This window comes from Streptomyces sp. SID10853 (genome assembly GCF_010548145.1).
In the GTDB taxonomy this organism is placed as follows: Bacteria; Actinomycetota; Actinomycetes; order Streptomycetales; family Streptomycetaceae; genus Streptomyces.
This window is the reverse complement of the sequence record NZ_JAAGLN010000176.1, coordinates 1-14646: the sequence shown is the minus strand read 5'-3', so window position 1 is coordinate 14646 and position 14646 is coordinate 1. Positions and strand designations below refer to the sequence as shown.

The following is a 14646-nucleotide window of genomic DNA, read 5'->3' as shown; positions in this document are numbered from 1 at the left end:
CGTGCACGGCCGCGGCCTGCGCCGCCCGCTCCGCCGAAGCGGCGAGCGCGGACTCGGGCAGCGGGGCGGAGAGGATCGCGGCGATCTCCGGGCGGGGGGCCGGCGCCGGCGCGCAGACCCCGCCGGTCTCCTTGGCCCGTACGGCCTTGGTGATCCAGGCCCGGTCGAGGACCCGGCGCTCGTCCGCCTCGGCGACCAGGTCCTCGGACTGGTTGTAGTCCCCGTCCGCCGCCTGTACCGCCCACAGGTGCACGGCCACTCCGTGTTCCTTCGCGGACATCAGACCGGGCAGCAGATCTCCGTCGCCGGTGACGAGCACGATGTCCGAACAGGCGCGATTTCTGGCCAGTTCGGTGAGCTCCGCGTGCATCGCGGCGTCAACACCCTTCTGCGCCCAGCGGCCGTCGCTCCTGGTCAGCGCGCCCAGCCGGACGGTCACCCGTGGCATCACCCGCAGCCTGCGGTGTTCGGGCTGCGGCACCCGGTCGGGGGCGCCGTCGAACCAGTAGATCCGCAGCAGTGGCTGTGCGGTGTCGTCCTCGGCGCGCTCGCGCAGGCCCTGGATGAGTGCCGCGTGGTCGACAGTGATGCGTGAGCGGGCAGGTTCTCCCGCGAGGAGACTCGCGGCGGCGCCCAGCAGGTATCCGGCGTCCACCAGGACGACGCAGCGGTCCACGCGATCCACCCTCTTTCGGGTACCTCGGGAGAAGGGGAAGTGCTTCGGGTTTCCTTCGAGTCTGCCCGACCGCGCGAGGGTTAACGGCCGGAACTCGATCATCGGCGTGGCGCAACGCGAAGTTGGTCCGAAGTGGCGTGGGACAAGCGCTTATTACGCACGGTAATGATCCAAAATGCGGCAGTCTGTGCGATATGTGAATCTGGTCGCGGCCCTGGCCCTCAGGTCGTGTCGTCAAATCTGGCGTCGTCGGCCGAAGGCCGGCCGGGCGGGGGCCGGTCCGTGCGATCGCAAGGCGCCGGAAAGTTCATGTAGCGGAGCTACCTGGGCTTTTCGGCAACGCCGCGAGCGTGCATGCCGGCCCCCGCCCGGCAGACGCCGGATTGATGGCACGACCCAGTCCCCCTCAAGGAGGCATCACCATGGCCAAGCACAAGAACCGTCATAAGCACGACAGTCAGCAGGACCGCTCGTCGGCCGCCGAGCGCGGCGGTCAGGACGACCGGTCCAGCTCATTCGAGTCGCAGAGCCAGCCGCAGTCGATGCCGCAGGGCAGCCCGGCGGATGTTGCGCGTAAGCACCAGAAGCGCTTCGGTCACAACTGATCTTCGCGGTAATGATGTTCGAGGGGCGCGCCGTGCACGGCGCGCCCCTCGGCCGGTCCCGCTCGGGCCGCCTCCCCCTCGAACCGTCCTGCCGGAGGCCGTCCTACGGGAGGCCGCCCTCCTCAGGCCCGCCCTCCTCAGGCCGCTGCCCCCAGGCCGATGTCCTCAGCCAGACGTCCTCAGCCCGCTGCCCTCAGCCCGCCAGGCAGGACGGGCCGAGCAGCACCTTCAGATCCCCGAAGAGCGCCGGGTCGGGCTGCACCCGGTGCCGGTCGAGCCGGAGCACCGTGGTCTTGCGGGAGCCCTGGAGCTTGATCCGTACCTCGGAGTTGCCCCGGTGGTGGGAGAGGATCTCACCGAGCCTGCTGACCATCGGCGGGGTGACCCGCACGGTGGGGATGGTGATCGTCACCGGGGCGTTGGTCCCGGCGTTGGACAGGTCGGGGACCTGCATCTCCATCGCGACGAGGCGCGGGATGTCCTCACGCTTGTCGAGGCGGCCCTTGACGAACACCACGGTGTCCTCGACCAGCTGGGTCGACACCAGCTGGTAGGTGGCGGGGAAGAACATGCACTCGATGGTGCCCGCGAGGTCCTCGACGGTCGCGATGGCCCAGGCGTTGCCCTGCTTGGTCATCTTGCGCTGCAGACCCGAGATGATGCCGCCGATGGTCACCACCGCGCCGTCCGAGTGCTCCCCGCCGGTCAGCTGGGCGATGGCGGCGTCGCTCTTGTCCGAGAGCACGTGCTCCAGGCCGAAGAGCGGGTGGTCGGAGACGTAGAGACCGAGCATCTCCCGCTCCTGCGCGAGCAGATACGACTTCTCCCACTCGATGTCGGAGAACTCCACGTCGAGTCCGAAGCCCGGCTCCGAGCTGTCCTCCTCGCCCCCGCCGAAGAGGTCGAACTGCCCCTCGGCCTCCTTGCGCTTGACCGCGACCACATTGTCGATCATGGGCTCGAAGTGTGCGGTGAGGCCCTTGCGGGTGTGCCCCATCTCGTCGAAGGCGCCCGCCTTGATGAGCGATTCGGTGGTGCGCTTGTTGCAGGCCACGGCCTCGACCTTGTCGAGGTAGTCGGGGAAGGAGCTGTACTTCCCCTTGGCCTTGCGGGAGCGGATGATCGACTCGACCACGTTCGTCCCGACGTTGCGGACAGCGGAGAGGCCGAAGAGGATCACGTCGTCGCCCTGGGCGGCGAAGTTGGACTCGGACTCGTTCACATTGGGCGGCAGCACCTTGATGCCCATGCGCCGGCACTCGTTGAGATAGATCGCCGACTTGTCCTTGTCGTCGCGCACCGAGGTGAGCAGCGCCGCCATGTACTCGGCCGGGTAGTTGGCCTTGAGGTACGCGGTCCAGTAGGTGACCAGACCGTACGCGGAGGAGTGCGCCTTGTTGAACGCGTACCCGGCGAAGGGCACCAGGACGTCCCAGAGCGCCTTGATCGCCGCGTCCGAGAAGCCCTCCTTCTTGGCCCCGGCCTCGAAGAGCACGAAGTTCTTCGCGAGCTCGTCGGCCTTCTTCTTGCCCATCACACGGCGCAGGATGTCGGCCTCGCCCAGTGAGTAACCGGCGACGATCTGGGCGGCCTTCTGCACCTGCTCCTGGTACACGATCAGGCCGTAGGTGAGCCCCAGGACCTCCTTGAGCGGCTCCTCAAGCTCCGGGTGGATCGGCGTGATCTCCTGGCGGTTGTTCTTCCGCTCCGCGTAGTTGATGTGCGAGTTCATGCCCATCGGGCCCGGCCGGTACAGGGCCGAAACGGCGGAAATGTCCTCGAAGTTGTCGGGCTGCATCTGACGCAGCAGGGAGCGCATCGGCCCGCCGTCGAACTGGAAGACCCCGAGCGTGTCACCGCGGCAGAGCAGTTCGAAGGTCTTGGGGTCGTCGAGCGGGAGGGACAGCATCTCCAGGTCGATGCCCTTGTTGGCCTTCACCATCTTGACGGCGTCGTCCATGATCGTCAGGTTGCGCAGGCCCAGGAAGTCCATCTTCAGCAGGCCGAGCGACTCGCACTGCGGGTAGTCCCACTGCGTGATGGTGACGTTGTCCGTGTGCCGCACCCAGACCGGGGCGTGGTCGACGATCGGCTCGCTGGACATGATCACGCCGGCCGCGTGCACACCCATCTGCCGGACCAGGCCCTCCACACCGGTGGCGGTGTCGATGACCTTCTTCACGTCCGGTTCGTTCTCGTACATCCCCCGGATCTCGCCCGCCTCGCTGTAGCGCGGGTGCTTCGGGTCGGTGATACCGCTGAGGTCGATCCCCTTGCCGAGGACGTCGGCGGGCATCGCCTTGGTGAGGCGGTCGCCCATCGCGTACGGATAACCGAGCACGCGGGCCGAGTCCTTGATCGCGTTCTTGGCCTTGATCTTTCCGTACGTACCGATCATGGCGACCTTGTCGGCGCCGTACTTCTCGGTCACGTACCGGATCACCTCGACGCGCCTGCGTTCGTCGAAGTCGATGTCGACATCGGGCATGGAGACACGCTCGGGGTTGAGGAACCGCTCGAAGATCAGCCCGTGCGTGATCGGGTCGAGGTCGGTGATGCCCATCGCGTACGAGACGATCGAACCGGCCGCGGAGCCACGGCCGGGGCCCACCGCGATGCCGTTGTTCTTGGCCCACATGATGAAGTCGGCGACGACGAGGAAGTACCCCGGGAACCCCATCTGGATGATGATGTCCATCTCGTACTCCGCCTGCTTCTGGCGGTCTTCGGGGACACCTCCCGGATAGCGGCGCTCCATGCCGACCCGGACCTCTTCCTGGAACCAGGTGATCTCGGTGTAGCCGTCCGGGATGTCGAACTTCGGCATCAGATCGCGCTTTTCGAACATGCCGGTGGTGTCGATCTGCTCCGCGACCAGCAGAGTGTTCGCGCACCCCTGCTGCCAGGCGTCCGACGAGTCGATGGCGTACATCTCGTCGGTCGTCTTGAGGTAGTAACCGGTGCCGTCGAACCGGAAGCGGTCCGGGTCCGAGAGGTTCTTGCCGGTCTGGATGCAGAGCAGGGCGTCGTGGGCGCTCGCCTCGTGCGCGTACGTGTAGTGCGAGTCGTTGGTGACCAGCGGCGGGATGCCGAGCTTCTGGCCGATCTCCACCAGCCCGTCACGGACCCGGCGCTCGATCTCGATGCCGTGATCCATCAGCTCCAGGAAATACCGGCCCTCACCGAAAATGTCCTTGTAGTCGGATGCCGCCTGCATCGCCTCGTCGAACTGCCCCAGCCGCAACCGGGTCTGCACCTCGCCCGACGGACACCCGGTCGAGGCGATCAGCCCCTCCGACCACTGGGAGATCGTCTCCTTGTCCATACGCGGCCACTTCTGCAGCCACCCCTCCGCGTACGCGTCCGACGACAGCTTGAACAGATTGTGCAGACCCGTACTGTTCGCAGCCCAGATGGTCTTGTGCGTATAACCACCCGAACCCGACACATCGTCGCGCTTCTGATGCGGCTGTCCCCACTTGACCTTCCGCTTGTTCCGCCGCGACTCCGGAGCGACATACGCCTCGATGCCGATGATCGGCGTCACGCCCGCCTTCTGCGCCGAGTGGAAGAAGTCGTACGCACCGTGCAGGTTGCCGTGGTCGGACATCGCGATATGCGACATGCCCATCTCATTGCAGGCGTTGAACATGTCCTTGAGCCGCGCGGCACCGTCCAGCATGGAGTACTGCGTGTGGACGTGAAGGTGCGTGAAAGGCGGCTTGGTCACGGGGATGCCTCCTGCGGGACGAGTGGGGGAACAGCGTGGAAGTCTACGTCGGCCCACCGACAGCCGCGGGGCACTCCGGGGTGGCTCCGTGCGTTGACCCCGTTGGAACAGCTGTCCCATATGTCATGCACCTGGAGGCACACGCGATGTCGGTCCCGCAGTCCAGCGCCGAGGAGCGCGGCGAGCAGATCCTCGCCGTTTTCGGCACCGCGTTCGGCGACCTCCTGGCCGCCGATCCGGCCGCCTTCCGCGTCAAGTTCCGGAAGATGGCGGCCTCGGCCTTCGCCTTCTACCGGGGCGCGGCCTGCCTCTTCTACGAGGATCTGGGCGAGAGCGCGCAGGGCGGGCCGTATCTGGACGAGCGGACCGGCCGGGTCTGGGTGCACGGCGATCTGCACGCGGAGAACTTCGGCACCTACATGGATGCCAACGGCCGGCTGATCTTCAATGTGAACGACTTCGACGAGGCGTATGTGGGCCCCTTCACCTGGGACGTCCAGCGCTTCGCCGCCTCGCTGGCGCTGCTCGGCCACGCCAAGGCGCTCAGTGACGACCAGATCACCGGTCTGGTGGAGACCTACGCCGCCGCCTACCGCGAGCGCATCCGGGTGCTGGCCGCCGGCGCCCAGGACGACGACGTACCGCCGTTCATGCTGGACACCGCGGCCGGCCCGCTGCTCGGCGCGCTCCGCGCCGCCAGGTCGCGCACCAGATTCGCCCTCCTCGACTCCATGACCGAGATCCGGGACCACGAGCGCCGCTTCACCGCCGACAGCAGCGCGGTCGAGCTCGACGCCGCGACGCGCTACAAGATCCTCGCCGCCTTCGACGGCTATCTGGAGACGCTGCCCGAGGAGAGCCTGGGCCGCCCCGACTCGTACCGGGTGAAGGACGTGGTGGGCCGCAGGGGCGTCGGGATCGGCTCGGCCGGTCTGCCCTCGTACAACATCCTCCTGGAGGGCCACAGCGACGCCCTGGAGAACGACGTGATCATCTATATGAAGCAGGGGCAGACCCCGGCGGTCGCGCGGCACATCACGGATCCGGCGGTCCGCGGTTACTTCCGGCACGAGGGCCATCGCACGGTGATCTCGCAGCGCGCCCTCCAGGCGCACGCCGACCCGTGGCTCGGCTGGACCGAGCTGGACGGGGCCGGGCAGCTGGTGGCGGAGGTCTCGCCGTACGCGGTGGATCTCGACTGGTCGGATCTGGACGACCCCGACGAGATCGCCGCCGTGGTCGCCGATCTCGGCCGGGCCACGGCCACCATGCACGCGGCGGCGGACGACGAGAGCGGTCACTCACTGGTGCCGTTCTCCACGGAGCGCGCCATCGACGCGGCGATCGCGGCCGACGAGGACGGCTTCGCCAAGATGCTGGTGGACTTCGCGCACGCGTACGGGGCGCAGACCCGGCGTGACCACGCGGTATTCGTGGAATTGTTCCGTAATGGCCGGATCCCCGGCCTCTAGACTCAGGAACCTTTAAGGGTCTCTTACCTGCGCCCATGGCACACTCGGGGCCGATGGACATATCAGGGACGCAGCTCAGGGCGGTTCGCGCGGCGCTTTTCACAGCGCTGGTCGTGACGCTCTCCGCTGCGTCCCATGTGCTCCTCTCGCGGGTCCCGCTGCCACCGGTCACCGTGGCGGCGCTCGCCGCCGCCGTCTTCACCGTCGCCTTCGCGCTGGCGGGCCGTGAGCGGGGCTTCGGGGCGATAGCGGGCGTGCTCATCCCGCTCGAACTGGCCGCCGACACGATCTTCACGACCGGCCAGCATGTCTGTTACGGACCGTCGGGCGGCCCCGTCGCGGGCGCGCTGCGCTCGGTCGGGGTGGATGTGCTCTGCGGCGGCCAGGTCGGCACCCCGCTGGCCTCCGTGGCCGGTCCCGGCAAGGACGCGGTGGCGCTGCTCGACTCACCGGCCCCTGCGCTGCCGTGGCTGCTGCTCGGCGCGCATGTGGCCGTCGGGCTGCTGGCCGCGCTCTGGCTGCGGCGCGGCGAGAGCGCGCTGGCCTCGCTGGCCAGGTCGGTCGGTGCCTTCGCCTTCCGGCCGCTGCTCGTCGCGGTGGCCGTCGTCCGGGCGGTGAGCACCTCCGTACGGTGCGGGGCGCTGCCCACGCACCGGCCGCGCACCTCGCGCACCCTGCTCCTCGTGCACTCCGTGGGACTGCGCGGACCCCCGTACCCGGCTGCTGTCACCGGCTGAGTACGCACGTCCGCCCTGCCCGACCACGTCCCACACGGAGAACCCACCATGAGTGCACGCAACAACCAGGCCAACAAGGCAGCGGCCCGCGAGCGGCTGCGCGCCGAGCGCGAGCGCCAGGCGAAGAAGGACAAGACCCGCCGGCAGATCTTCGTCGCCGGGTCCATCGTCGTCGTCCTCGCGATCGCCGCCGGCGTCGGTTACGGCGTCATGCAGCTGAACAAGCCGTCCGGCTGGGATGCGGCGAAGAGCGCCAAGGTCGTCGCGCCGAAGAACACCACGGGCACGGACGGCACCACCGTGGTCGTCGGCAAGGCGTCCGCCAAGAAGACGCTGCAGATGTACGAGGACCCGCGCTGCCCGATCTGCGCGACGTTCGACCAGACGGTCGGGTCGACGGTCCAGAAGGACCTCGACGCGGGCAAGTTCAAGGTCCAGTACATCGGTGCGACGTTCATCGACAACAACGGCGGCGAGGGGTCCAAGAACGGCCTGAGCGCCCTGGGCGCCGCGCTCAATGTGAGCCCCACCGCCTTCGAGCACTACAAGACCGCGATGTACTCCACGAAGTGGCACCCCGAGGAGACCACGGACACCTTCAAGGACGACTCGTATCTGATCAAGATCGCGCAGACGGTGCCCGAGCTGAAGGACAACAAGGCGTTCCAGAAGGCCGTCAACGACGGCACCTATGACGCGTGGGCGATGAAGATGTCCGCGAAGTTCGACAAGAGCGGGGTCCAGGGCACGCCCACCCTCAAGATGGACGGCAAGAAGCTGACCACTCCGGGCAGTGACAACGCGCCCATGACCGTCGCCGACTTCAACACCGCACTGGACAAGGCCCTCAAGGGCTGATCCGGGCGGAGCCCTGGCCGGACAGGATCTGCCGGACAGGTCCTACAGCGTTTCGAGGAAGCCGAGTGCGACCCGCCAGGTCCGCTCGGCCGCCTCGGCGTCGTAGTCGGCCAGCTCGGGGTCGGTGTAGAGGTGGCCCGCGCCCGCGTAGCGGTGCACCTCCACATCGGCCCCGATCCGCTGCATGCGCAGATACCAGGCGTTCAGCCAGTCGTGCGGCTCGAACGGGTCGGGGTCGGCGACATGCAGCTGTACGGGCAGCTCGTCCACCGACGCGTCGTCGGCGATGTCCGACGTACCGTGCAGGAGGAGCAGTCCGCGCGCCTTGTCGTCGGCGATGGCCAGATTCTGGGCCAGCGAGCCGCCGAGCGAGAATCCGGCGTAGACCAGGCCCTCGTCCGAGTGGGGAGCCGCGGCCGTCACGGCCCGCTTGAGCAGCTCGTCCGAGCCGAGTTCCTCCTTGAGGGCCATACCCTCCTCGACGGTCTCAAAAGTCATACCGTCGAAAAGATCGGGCACCAGCACCTGATGACCGGCTGCCCGCAGCCGGTCGGCCGCCGCATGGACGGCCGGCCGCAAACCGTAGGTCGAATGGAAAAGGATGATGTTCACGTGGCCATGGTGCCAGCTTCGGCCGGAAGCATGGAGACCGTCCTGCGTCCCCTGATCGTCATCGGCGGTTCGGTGCTGCTGACGCTCGCGGTGGGCTGGCTGGTCGACCGCGCGCTGAAGAGAACGGACGCGCGCCACCACGAGACCCCGCTCTGGGGGCTGCTGCGGCGCTGCCGGGTGCCGCTGCAGTCGGTGCTGATCACCGCGTTGCTGCGGGGCAGCTTCCAGGAGATCCGGCTGCGGGCGGTCGAGCACCACGCCACCGGCATCGGGCAGCTCCTCACCCTGGTCCTGATCGGCTCCACGGCCTGGCTCGCCCTGCGGATCGCCACGGCGGTCGTCGACTCCTCGTACGCCCGCTACGCGGCGACCACCCGCGACCCGGCCAGGCTCCGCCGGGTCCGTACGCAGGTCACGCTGATCCAGCGGGTGGTGACGGCGATCGTCGGGACGGTGGCCGTCGCGGCGATGCTGCTGACCTTCCCCGCGATGCGGACGGCCGGGACCTCGCTGCTGGCATCGGCGGGGCTCCTGGGCATCGTCGCCGGTGTCGCGGCCCAGTCCACGCTGGGCAACCTGTTCGCCGGGCTGCAGATCGCCTTCGGCGACATGGTCCGCATCGGGGACACGGTCGTCGTGGACGGCGAGTGGGGCACCGTCGAGGAGATCACGCTGACCTTCCTCGCGGTACGCACCTGGGACGAGCGCCGGATCACCATGCCGGTCTCGTACTTCACCGGCAAGCCGTTCGAGAACTGGTCGCGCGGCGGTGCGCAGATGTCCGGCACGGTCTTCTTCGAGCTGGACCACTCGACGCCGGTCCCGCTGATGCGCGAGAAACTGCGGGAGATCCTGCGCGAGATCCCGTCGTGGGACGGCAGGAACTGGTCGCTGGCCGTCACGGACACCTCGCCCAGCACGATCCAGGTACGGGCCGTGGTCACCGCGAAGGACGCGGACGACATCTGGACCGTGCGGTGTGCGGTACGGGAGCAGCTGATCGCCTGGCTGCGCGACGAGCACCCGTACGCGCTGCCGCGGATCTCGACCGCGCAGGCCGAGGTGTCGAAGAACGACTGGGGACCGGATCTGTACAAGCACGACCCCACGCCCAGGACCGGCCGCGGCTGACGGGCGACCGGGCAGACGGGCAGACGGGCAGACGGGCAGACGGGCAGACGGGCAGAGCTGAAGGCACAGGCCGACGGGCACCGACAGACGGGCACAGGCCGACAGGCACGAGCAGACGGGCACAGGCGCCGACAGGCACAGGCAGACGGGCACAGGCAGACGGGCACAGGCCGACAGGCACAGGCAGACGGGCACAGGCGCCGGCAGGCCGCCCAGCCGGTCCGCCCCGCAGCCGGGGCTACCGCAGGCTGCGCACGTCCAGGTGGCGCAGCACCCGGTCGACGATCTCCGGGTCCGCGCCCGCCTCATTGCGCGCGGAGAGCACTTCGTGGCGGGCCGCCGACATCATCTCCCGCTGGATCCGCATGACGGTCTTCACCCGCTCGGCCCGCTTGAGGTACGCCGCGTGCCGCTCCTCGTCGACCATGTCGGGGCTGATCCGCACCCCGATCTCGAACGCGCCGCGGGCCAGCCGCTCCAGGACGTCCTCGGGCAGCTCCTCGACGTCCTGGATCTCCTTCAGCCGGCCCCTGGCGGCCCTGGCGGCCCGTACCGCCAGGCTCCGCTCCAGTTCGCGCTCGGCACCGGCGTCCGCGCGGACGCCCAGCTTCTTCACCAGCCAGGGCAGCGTCAGCCCCTGGAAGACCAGGGTGACCATGACCACAGCGAAGGCGATGAAGATCATCTCGCTGCGGGCCGGGAAGGGACTGCCGTCGTCCTTGGTCATCGGGATGGCGAGGGCCAGCGCGACCGATGCGACGCCGCGCATCCCGGACCACCACATGACGATGGTCTCGCGCCAGCTGGTGGGGATGTCCTCGTCGTAGTCGCGCAGGGTGTGCAGCTTCTTCGCCAGCCAGGTGGCGGGCAGCAGCCACACCAGGCGCAGCCCCACCACCACCCCGACGGCCGCCGCGCCCCAGCCGATCATCTCGCTCAGATGCCCGCCTGCGGTGCCGAAGACCACATGGAGTTCGAGCCCGATGAGGCCGAAGGTCACCCCGGTGACGAGGGTGTCGACGATCTCCCAGAAGGCGTTGCCCTCCAGCCGGCCGCGTACGTCGTCGGCGTCGGCGGTGTGCTCCGCGAGGAACAGCGCTGAGGTGAGCACGGCCAGCACACCCGAGCCCATCAGCTCCTCGGCCAGCACATAGCTGAGGAAGGGCACCAGCAGGGTCAGGCCGATCTGGAGGGTGGTGTCGCCCAGCAGACCCATCAGCTTGTTGGTGAGCCAGCCGAGCGCGAGGCCCACCACCACGGCCACCACGGCGGAGAGCACCAACTGCCCTGCCGCGACCGGCCAGGAGAACGTTCCGGTGACGGCGGCGGCGATCGCCACGTGGTACAGCACGATCGCCGTCACATCGTTGAACAGCCCCTCGCCCTCCAGGATCGAGACCAGCCGCCGGGGCAGCCCGAGCGCGCCCGCGACGGCGGTCGCCGCCACCGGGTCGGGCGGCGCCACCAGCGCGCCCAGTGCGACGGCCGCGGCGATCGGCAGACCCGGCACGATCGCGCTCAGGACGGCGGCCACCCCTGCCGTGGTCACGAAGACCAGCGCCACGGCGAGCAGCAGGATCGGCCGGAAGTTGGCCGTGAACTGCCGCCAGGAGGTGCGCTGTACGGCCGCGTAGAGGAGCGGCGGCAGCACCAGCGGCAGGATGAAGCCCGAGGGGATGTTGACGTTCGGCACGAAGGGCAGCAGCGCGAGGCAGATCCCGCCGAGCGTCATCAGGACCGGGGCGGGCAGCCCGAGCCGCTCACCGATCGGTACGGAGACCACCGCCCCGATCAACAGCAGGAGCAGCAGTGCCAATTGGTCCACGGGGTGCCCTCCGGGGCTTCGGATGTTCCGTCGGCATCACTGCCGAAACCTTGACGATCAGTGGCTCAAGCGTGCCATGCAATACAGGCGTATCGACCCAATAGCCCCACCCGTTGCAGCTCCACCATCGCCACGTCAACACCTTTCATCCGATGTTTATGGTGCGCGAGGTCTTCCCGTCCGGGAGCGGCACGGGCACTATGCGGGGTGCATGGATTCAGGGACGAGAACTGTCAACACATACCTGACTGGAGCTCATATGCCCTCCGCGCACCGCCCGCAGTGCCGGGCACCCGTCGAGCACCCCGTCAGCCTCCGTCCAGGAGAGCGGTCCTGGGCACCGGGGGCGGGCGGCTGCCCCTCCTCATCGACTTGGTCCAGGCGAACCCGGGCGAGCCGGTGACCGAGTCCCGCTGCAACGGCCCGCGCACCCTGGCCTCGTACGGATATGACGGCCAGGTCATCAACGAGCTCCGCCCGCCGCACACCGGAGCCGCCTTCGACACCGTCGACGATCGGATCTTTCCACCGGGGCCCGCGGCCCGCGCCTGGGCCGAGGAGAACCACATCGGCGCACCCCGCCCGCAAGCGCCCAGCCCGAGAACACCCTGCCCGGAAGCACCCCGCACCGCACCCCGCGTACGGAACAGGAGTCACCACCGTGCATGAACTCTCCCGCAGACGCTTCGCCGGTACGGCGGCGGGCGCGACCGCCGCCCTCTGGCTGGCAGGCTCCCGCACCGCCTGGGCCGCGCCGGGCGGCGGAGCGCCCGCCTCCCACGGCCCCGATGTGTACGAACGGACCGTCCGCGCGGCCGCCATGCGGTGGCGGCGGCTGCCCACCGGCTGGCAGGACGCCCCGTTCCTCGCCAACGGCTTCCTGGGCGCACAGCTCTACCGGGGAGCCGCGGCGAACACCCTGAAGCTGATGATCAGCCACACCCAGGTGCAGGACCAGCGCGGCCAGTGGCGCGGCGGCACGGGCTACTCCCGGCTGCCCGTCGGACACTTCACGCTCACCCTGGCCGGCGAGATCACCGCGGTCGAGTGGACGCTCGACCCTTACGACGCCGAGCTGCGCGGCACCCTCACCACCACCCGCGGCTCGCTCACCTTCTCCGCACTCGTGCAGAACGATTCGGGCGCCCTGCTGGTCTCGACCCGGCCGAGTCCGGGCGAGGAGGCCGCCGCCTGGTCCTTCCAGTGGCTGCAGGCCGCCAGTACCCGGCTCATCGACAAGCCGGCCGACTACACCCCCAACCCGGACCCGCGGGTCGGTGCGGGCTTCGTCGAGCAGCCGCTGCTCGCGGGCGGCGGCTGGACGACGGCCTGGCGGGAACGGCGCGAGGGAACCGGCCGCCTGCTGGCCGCCCGGCTGGTGTACCGCTTCCCCGGCGACGTACGGCAGGCGACCGCGGACGCCGTACGGGCGGTGGACCGCGCCCTGTCCACCGGGCCCGGCCGGCTGGTCGCGAGGCACCGTGAGTGGTGGCACGCCTACTACCGGCGCAGCTTCTTCTCCGTACCGGACAAGCGGCTCCAGGCGTTCTACATCCTCCAGCTCTACAAGCTGGCCTCGACCACCCGCGCCGGAGGACCGACCCTGTCCGAATGGGGGCCCTGGTATCCGGAGGTCGGCAACAGCTGGACGGCGGTGTGGTGGAACCTCAACGTCCAGATCGGGATGCCCGCCGTCAACGGCACCAACCACCCCGAACTGGACTCGGTGACCCAGGCGTTCCGCCGCTTCGAGAAGAACCTGTCCACGTCCGTACCGCCCGCCTACCGCGACGGCCGCAGCTACGCGCTCGGTCATCCGTCCGACTGGCAGCTGCGGGCGGGCGACACCTACGACGTCGGTGTCCCCGGCTCCGACCGCGTCTCCGACAACTTCGGCAACCTCACCTGGGCGCTGCACAACGTCTGGCTGTCCTACCGGCACTCGATGGACCTCGCCACCCTGCGTGACGTGGTGTATCCGATCCTCGCGAAGGCCGTCAACTTCTACGCCCGCTTCCTGCACGAGGGCGGCGACGGCAGGCTCCATCTGCTGACCACCCGCTCCCCCGAGTACGCCGACGCGGCGGACTGCACCTATGACCTCTCGCTGATCCGCTGGGGCGTCCGTACGCTCATCGAATCGGCGCGGCTGCTGCGCGTCGACGACCCGAGGGCCAGGCAGTGGCACGACATCGCGGCGCGGCTCACCCCGTACGCCGAGGACCCGGCGGACGGCGTCATGATCGGCAAGGACGTGCCGCTGGCCGCATCACACCGCCACCACTCCCATCTGCTCTGGCTCTACCCGCTGCGCGAACGGAAGTGGGACCGGCAGGGCGACCGGGATGTGATGCGGCGCTCACTGGCCCACTGGACGAGCATGCGGAGCGCCTGGCACGGCTACAGCTACGCCACCTCCTCGTCCATGTACGCGGTGATGGGCGAGCCGGAGAAGGCCCTGGACCAGCTGACCTTCTTCACCGACGGGAACACGGTGGCCGACTGCGGGCTGACGCCCAACACGATGTACCGCGAGGGCAAGAACCTCGCGCTCGAATCCCCCCTGGCGGCGGTCCAGTCGATGCTGGACATGGCCGTGCAGGGGGACGGCGGGGTGCTGAAGGTGTTCCCCTCGGTGTCGGAGCGCTGGGCGGACGCGTCGATCGCCTCCCTGCGCACCGAGGGGGCCTTCCTGGTGGACGCGGACCGTTCGGGCGGCGCCACCCGCTGGATACGGATCAGGAGCGAGGCGGGCGAACCGCTCACGCTCGACCACGGGATCTCCGGCGCGGTGGACGTACGGGACGAGCACGGGCGTCCGCTGTCCTGGCACGGGGCGGGTCCCGGCCGGATCGCGGTACGGCTGCCGCGCGGCGCGACGGCCGTCGTCACCCCGCGCGGTGCCCGCGTGTCCGGGGGCCCCAGGGACGTACCGCCGAACGGGCCGGCCGAGCCGTGGGGGCTGCCTTCCTGACCGGTCGGCCGGCCGCTACCGGCTGT

11 protein-coding genes are annotated in these 14646 nt (G+C 69.2%); 6 read left to right on the top strand and 5 right to left on the bottom strand.

Annotation, left to right across the window (positions count from 1 at the left end; genetic code table 11):
• The coding region (locus tag G3I19_RS26420; RefSeq protein ID WP_164266210.1) for an NYN domain-containing protein at positions 1–685 on the bottom strand (685 nt) is incomplete at its 3' end.
• 413 nt (positions 686–1098) lie between these two features.
• Here G3I19_RS26420 and G3I19_RS26415 point away from each other — a divergent pair.
• Positions 1099–1281, top strand: a complete 183-nt coding sequence (locus G3I19_RS26415) for a hypothetical protein (protein WP_164266209.1) — start codon at positions 1099–1101, stop codon at positions 1279–1281.
• A 193-nt stretch (positions 1282–1474) separates the two neighbouring features.
• On the opposite strand, the gene dnaE is transcribed toward G3I19_RS26415, so the two are convergent.
• Complete coding sequence (gene dnaE, locus G3I19_RS26410; protein WP_164266208.1) at positions 1475–5011, bottom strand: DNA polymerase III subunit alpha; 3537 nt, start codon at positions 5009–5011, stop codon at positions 1475–1477.
• A gap of 146 nt (positions 5012–5157) precedes the next feature.
• Between dnaE and G3I19_RS26405 the strand changes: the two genes are divergently transcribed.
• From G3I19_RS26405 to G3I19_RS26395, 3 genes are read left to right on the top strand one after another with little or no spacing between them, the layout of a single operon-like run.
• Positions 5158–6483, top strand: a complete 1326-nt coding sequence (locus G3I19_RS26405) for a DUF2252 domain-containing protein (RefSeq protein ID WP_164266212.1) — start codon at positions 5158–5160, stop codon at positions 6481–6483.
• Positions 6484–6536: 53 nt separating this feature from the next.
• The gene (locus tag G3I19_RS26400; protein WP_164266207.1) at positions 6537–7220 is read left to right on the top strand and encodes a hypothetical protein; all 684 of its coding nucleotides are present in this window, start codon (positions 6537–6539) and stop codon (positions 7218–7220) included.
• 48 nt (positions 7221–7268) lie between these two features.
• Positions 7269–8078 carry a thioredoxin domain-containing protein gene (locus tag G3I19_RS26395; protein ID WP_164266206.1) on the top strand — a complete coding sequence of 270 codons (810 nt, stop codon included), beginning with the start codon at positions 7269–7271 and terminating at the stop codon, positions 8076–8078.
• Positions 8079–8120: 42 nt separating this feature from the next.
• Here G3I19_RS26395 and G3I19_RS26390 read toward each other — a convergent pair whose 3' ends face one another.
• A complete protein-coding gene (locus G3I19_RS26390; RefSeq protein WP_164266205.1) occupies positions 8121–8690 on the bottom strand; it encodes a dienelactone hydrolase family protein in 570 nt (189 codons plus the stop codon).
• Positions 8691–8720: 30 nt separating this feature from the next.
• Between G3I19_RS26390 and G3I19_RS26385 the strand changes: the two genes are divergently transcribed.
• Positions 8721–9821, top strand: a complete 1101-nt coding sequence (locus tag G3I19_RS26385; protein ID WP_164266211.1) for a mechanosensitive ion channel domain-containing protein — start codon at positions 8721–8723, stop codon at positions 9819–9821.
• A gap of 238 nt (positions 9822–10059) precedes the next feature.
• On the opposite strand, the gene G3I19_RS26380 is transcribed toward G3I19_RS26385, so the two are convergent.
• Both G3I19_RS26380 and G3I19_RS26375 read right to left on the bottom strand, forming a co-directional pair.
• Positions 10060–11646 carry a Na+/H+ antiporter gene (locus G3I19_RS26380; RefSeq protein WP_164266204.1) on the bottom strand — a complete coding sequence of 529 codons (1587 nt, stop codon included), beginning with the start codon at positions 11644–11646 and terminating at the stop codon, positions 10060–10062.
• Between the two features lie 308 nt (positions 11647–11954).
• The gene (locus G3I19_RS26375; protein ID WP_164266203.1) at positions 11955–12110 is read right to left on the bottom strand and encodes a hypothetical protein; all 156 of its coding nucleotides are present in this window, start codon (positions 12108–12110) and stop codon (positions 11955–11957) included.
• A gap of 197 nt (positions 12111–12307) precedes the next feature.
• Between G3I19_RS26375 and G3I19_RS26370 the strand changes: the two genes are divergently transcribed.
• Positions 12308–14620, top strand: coding sequence for a hypothetical protein (locus G3I19_RS26370; RefSeq protein WP_164266202.1), 2313 nt, complete (start codon positions 12308–12310; stop codon positions 14618–14620).
• Positions 14621–14646: the final 26 nt, after the last annotated feature.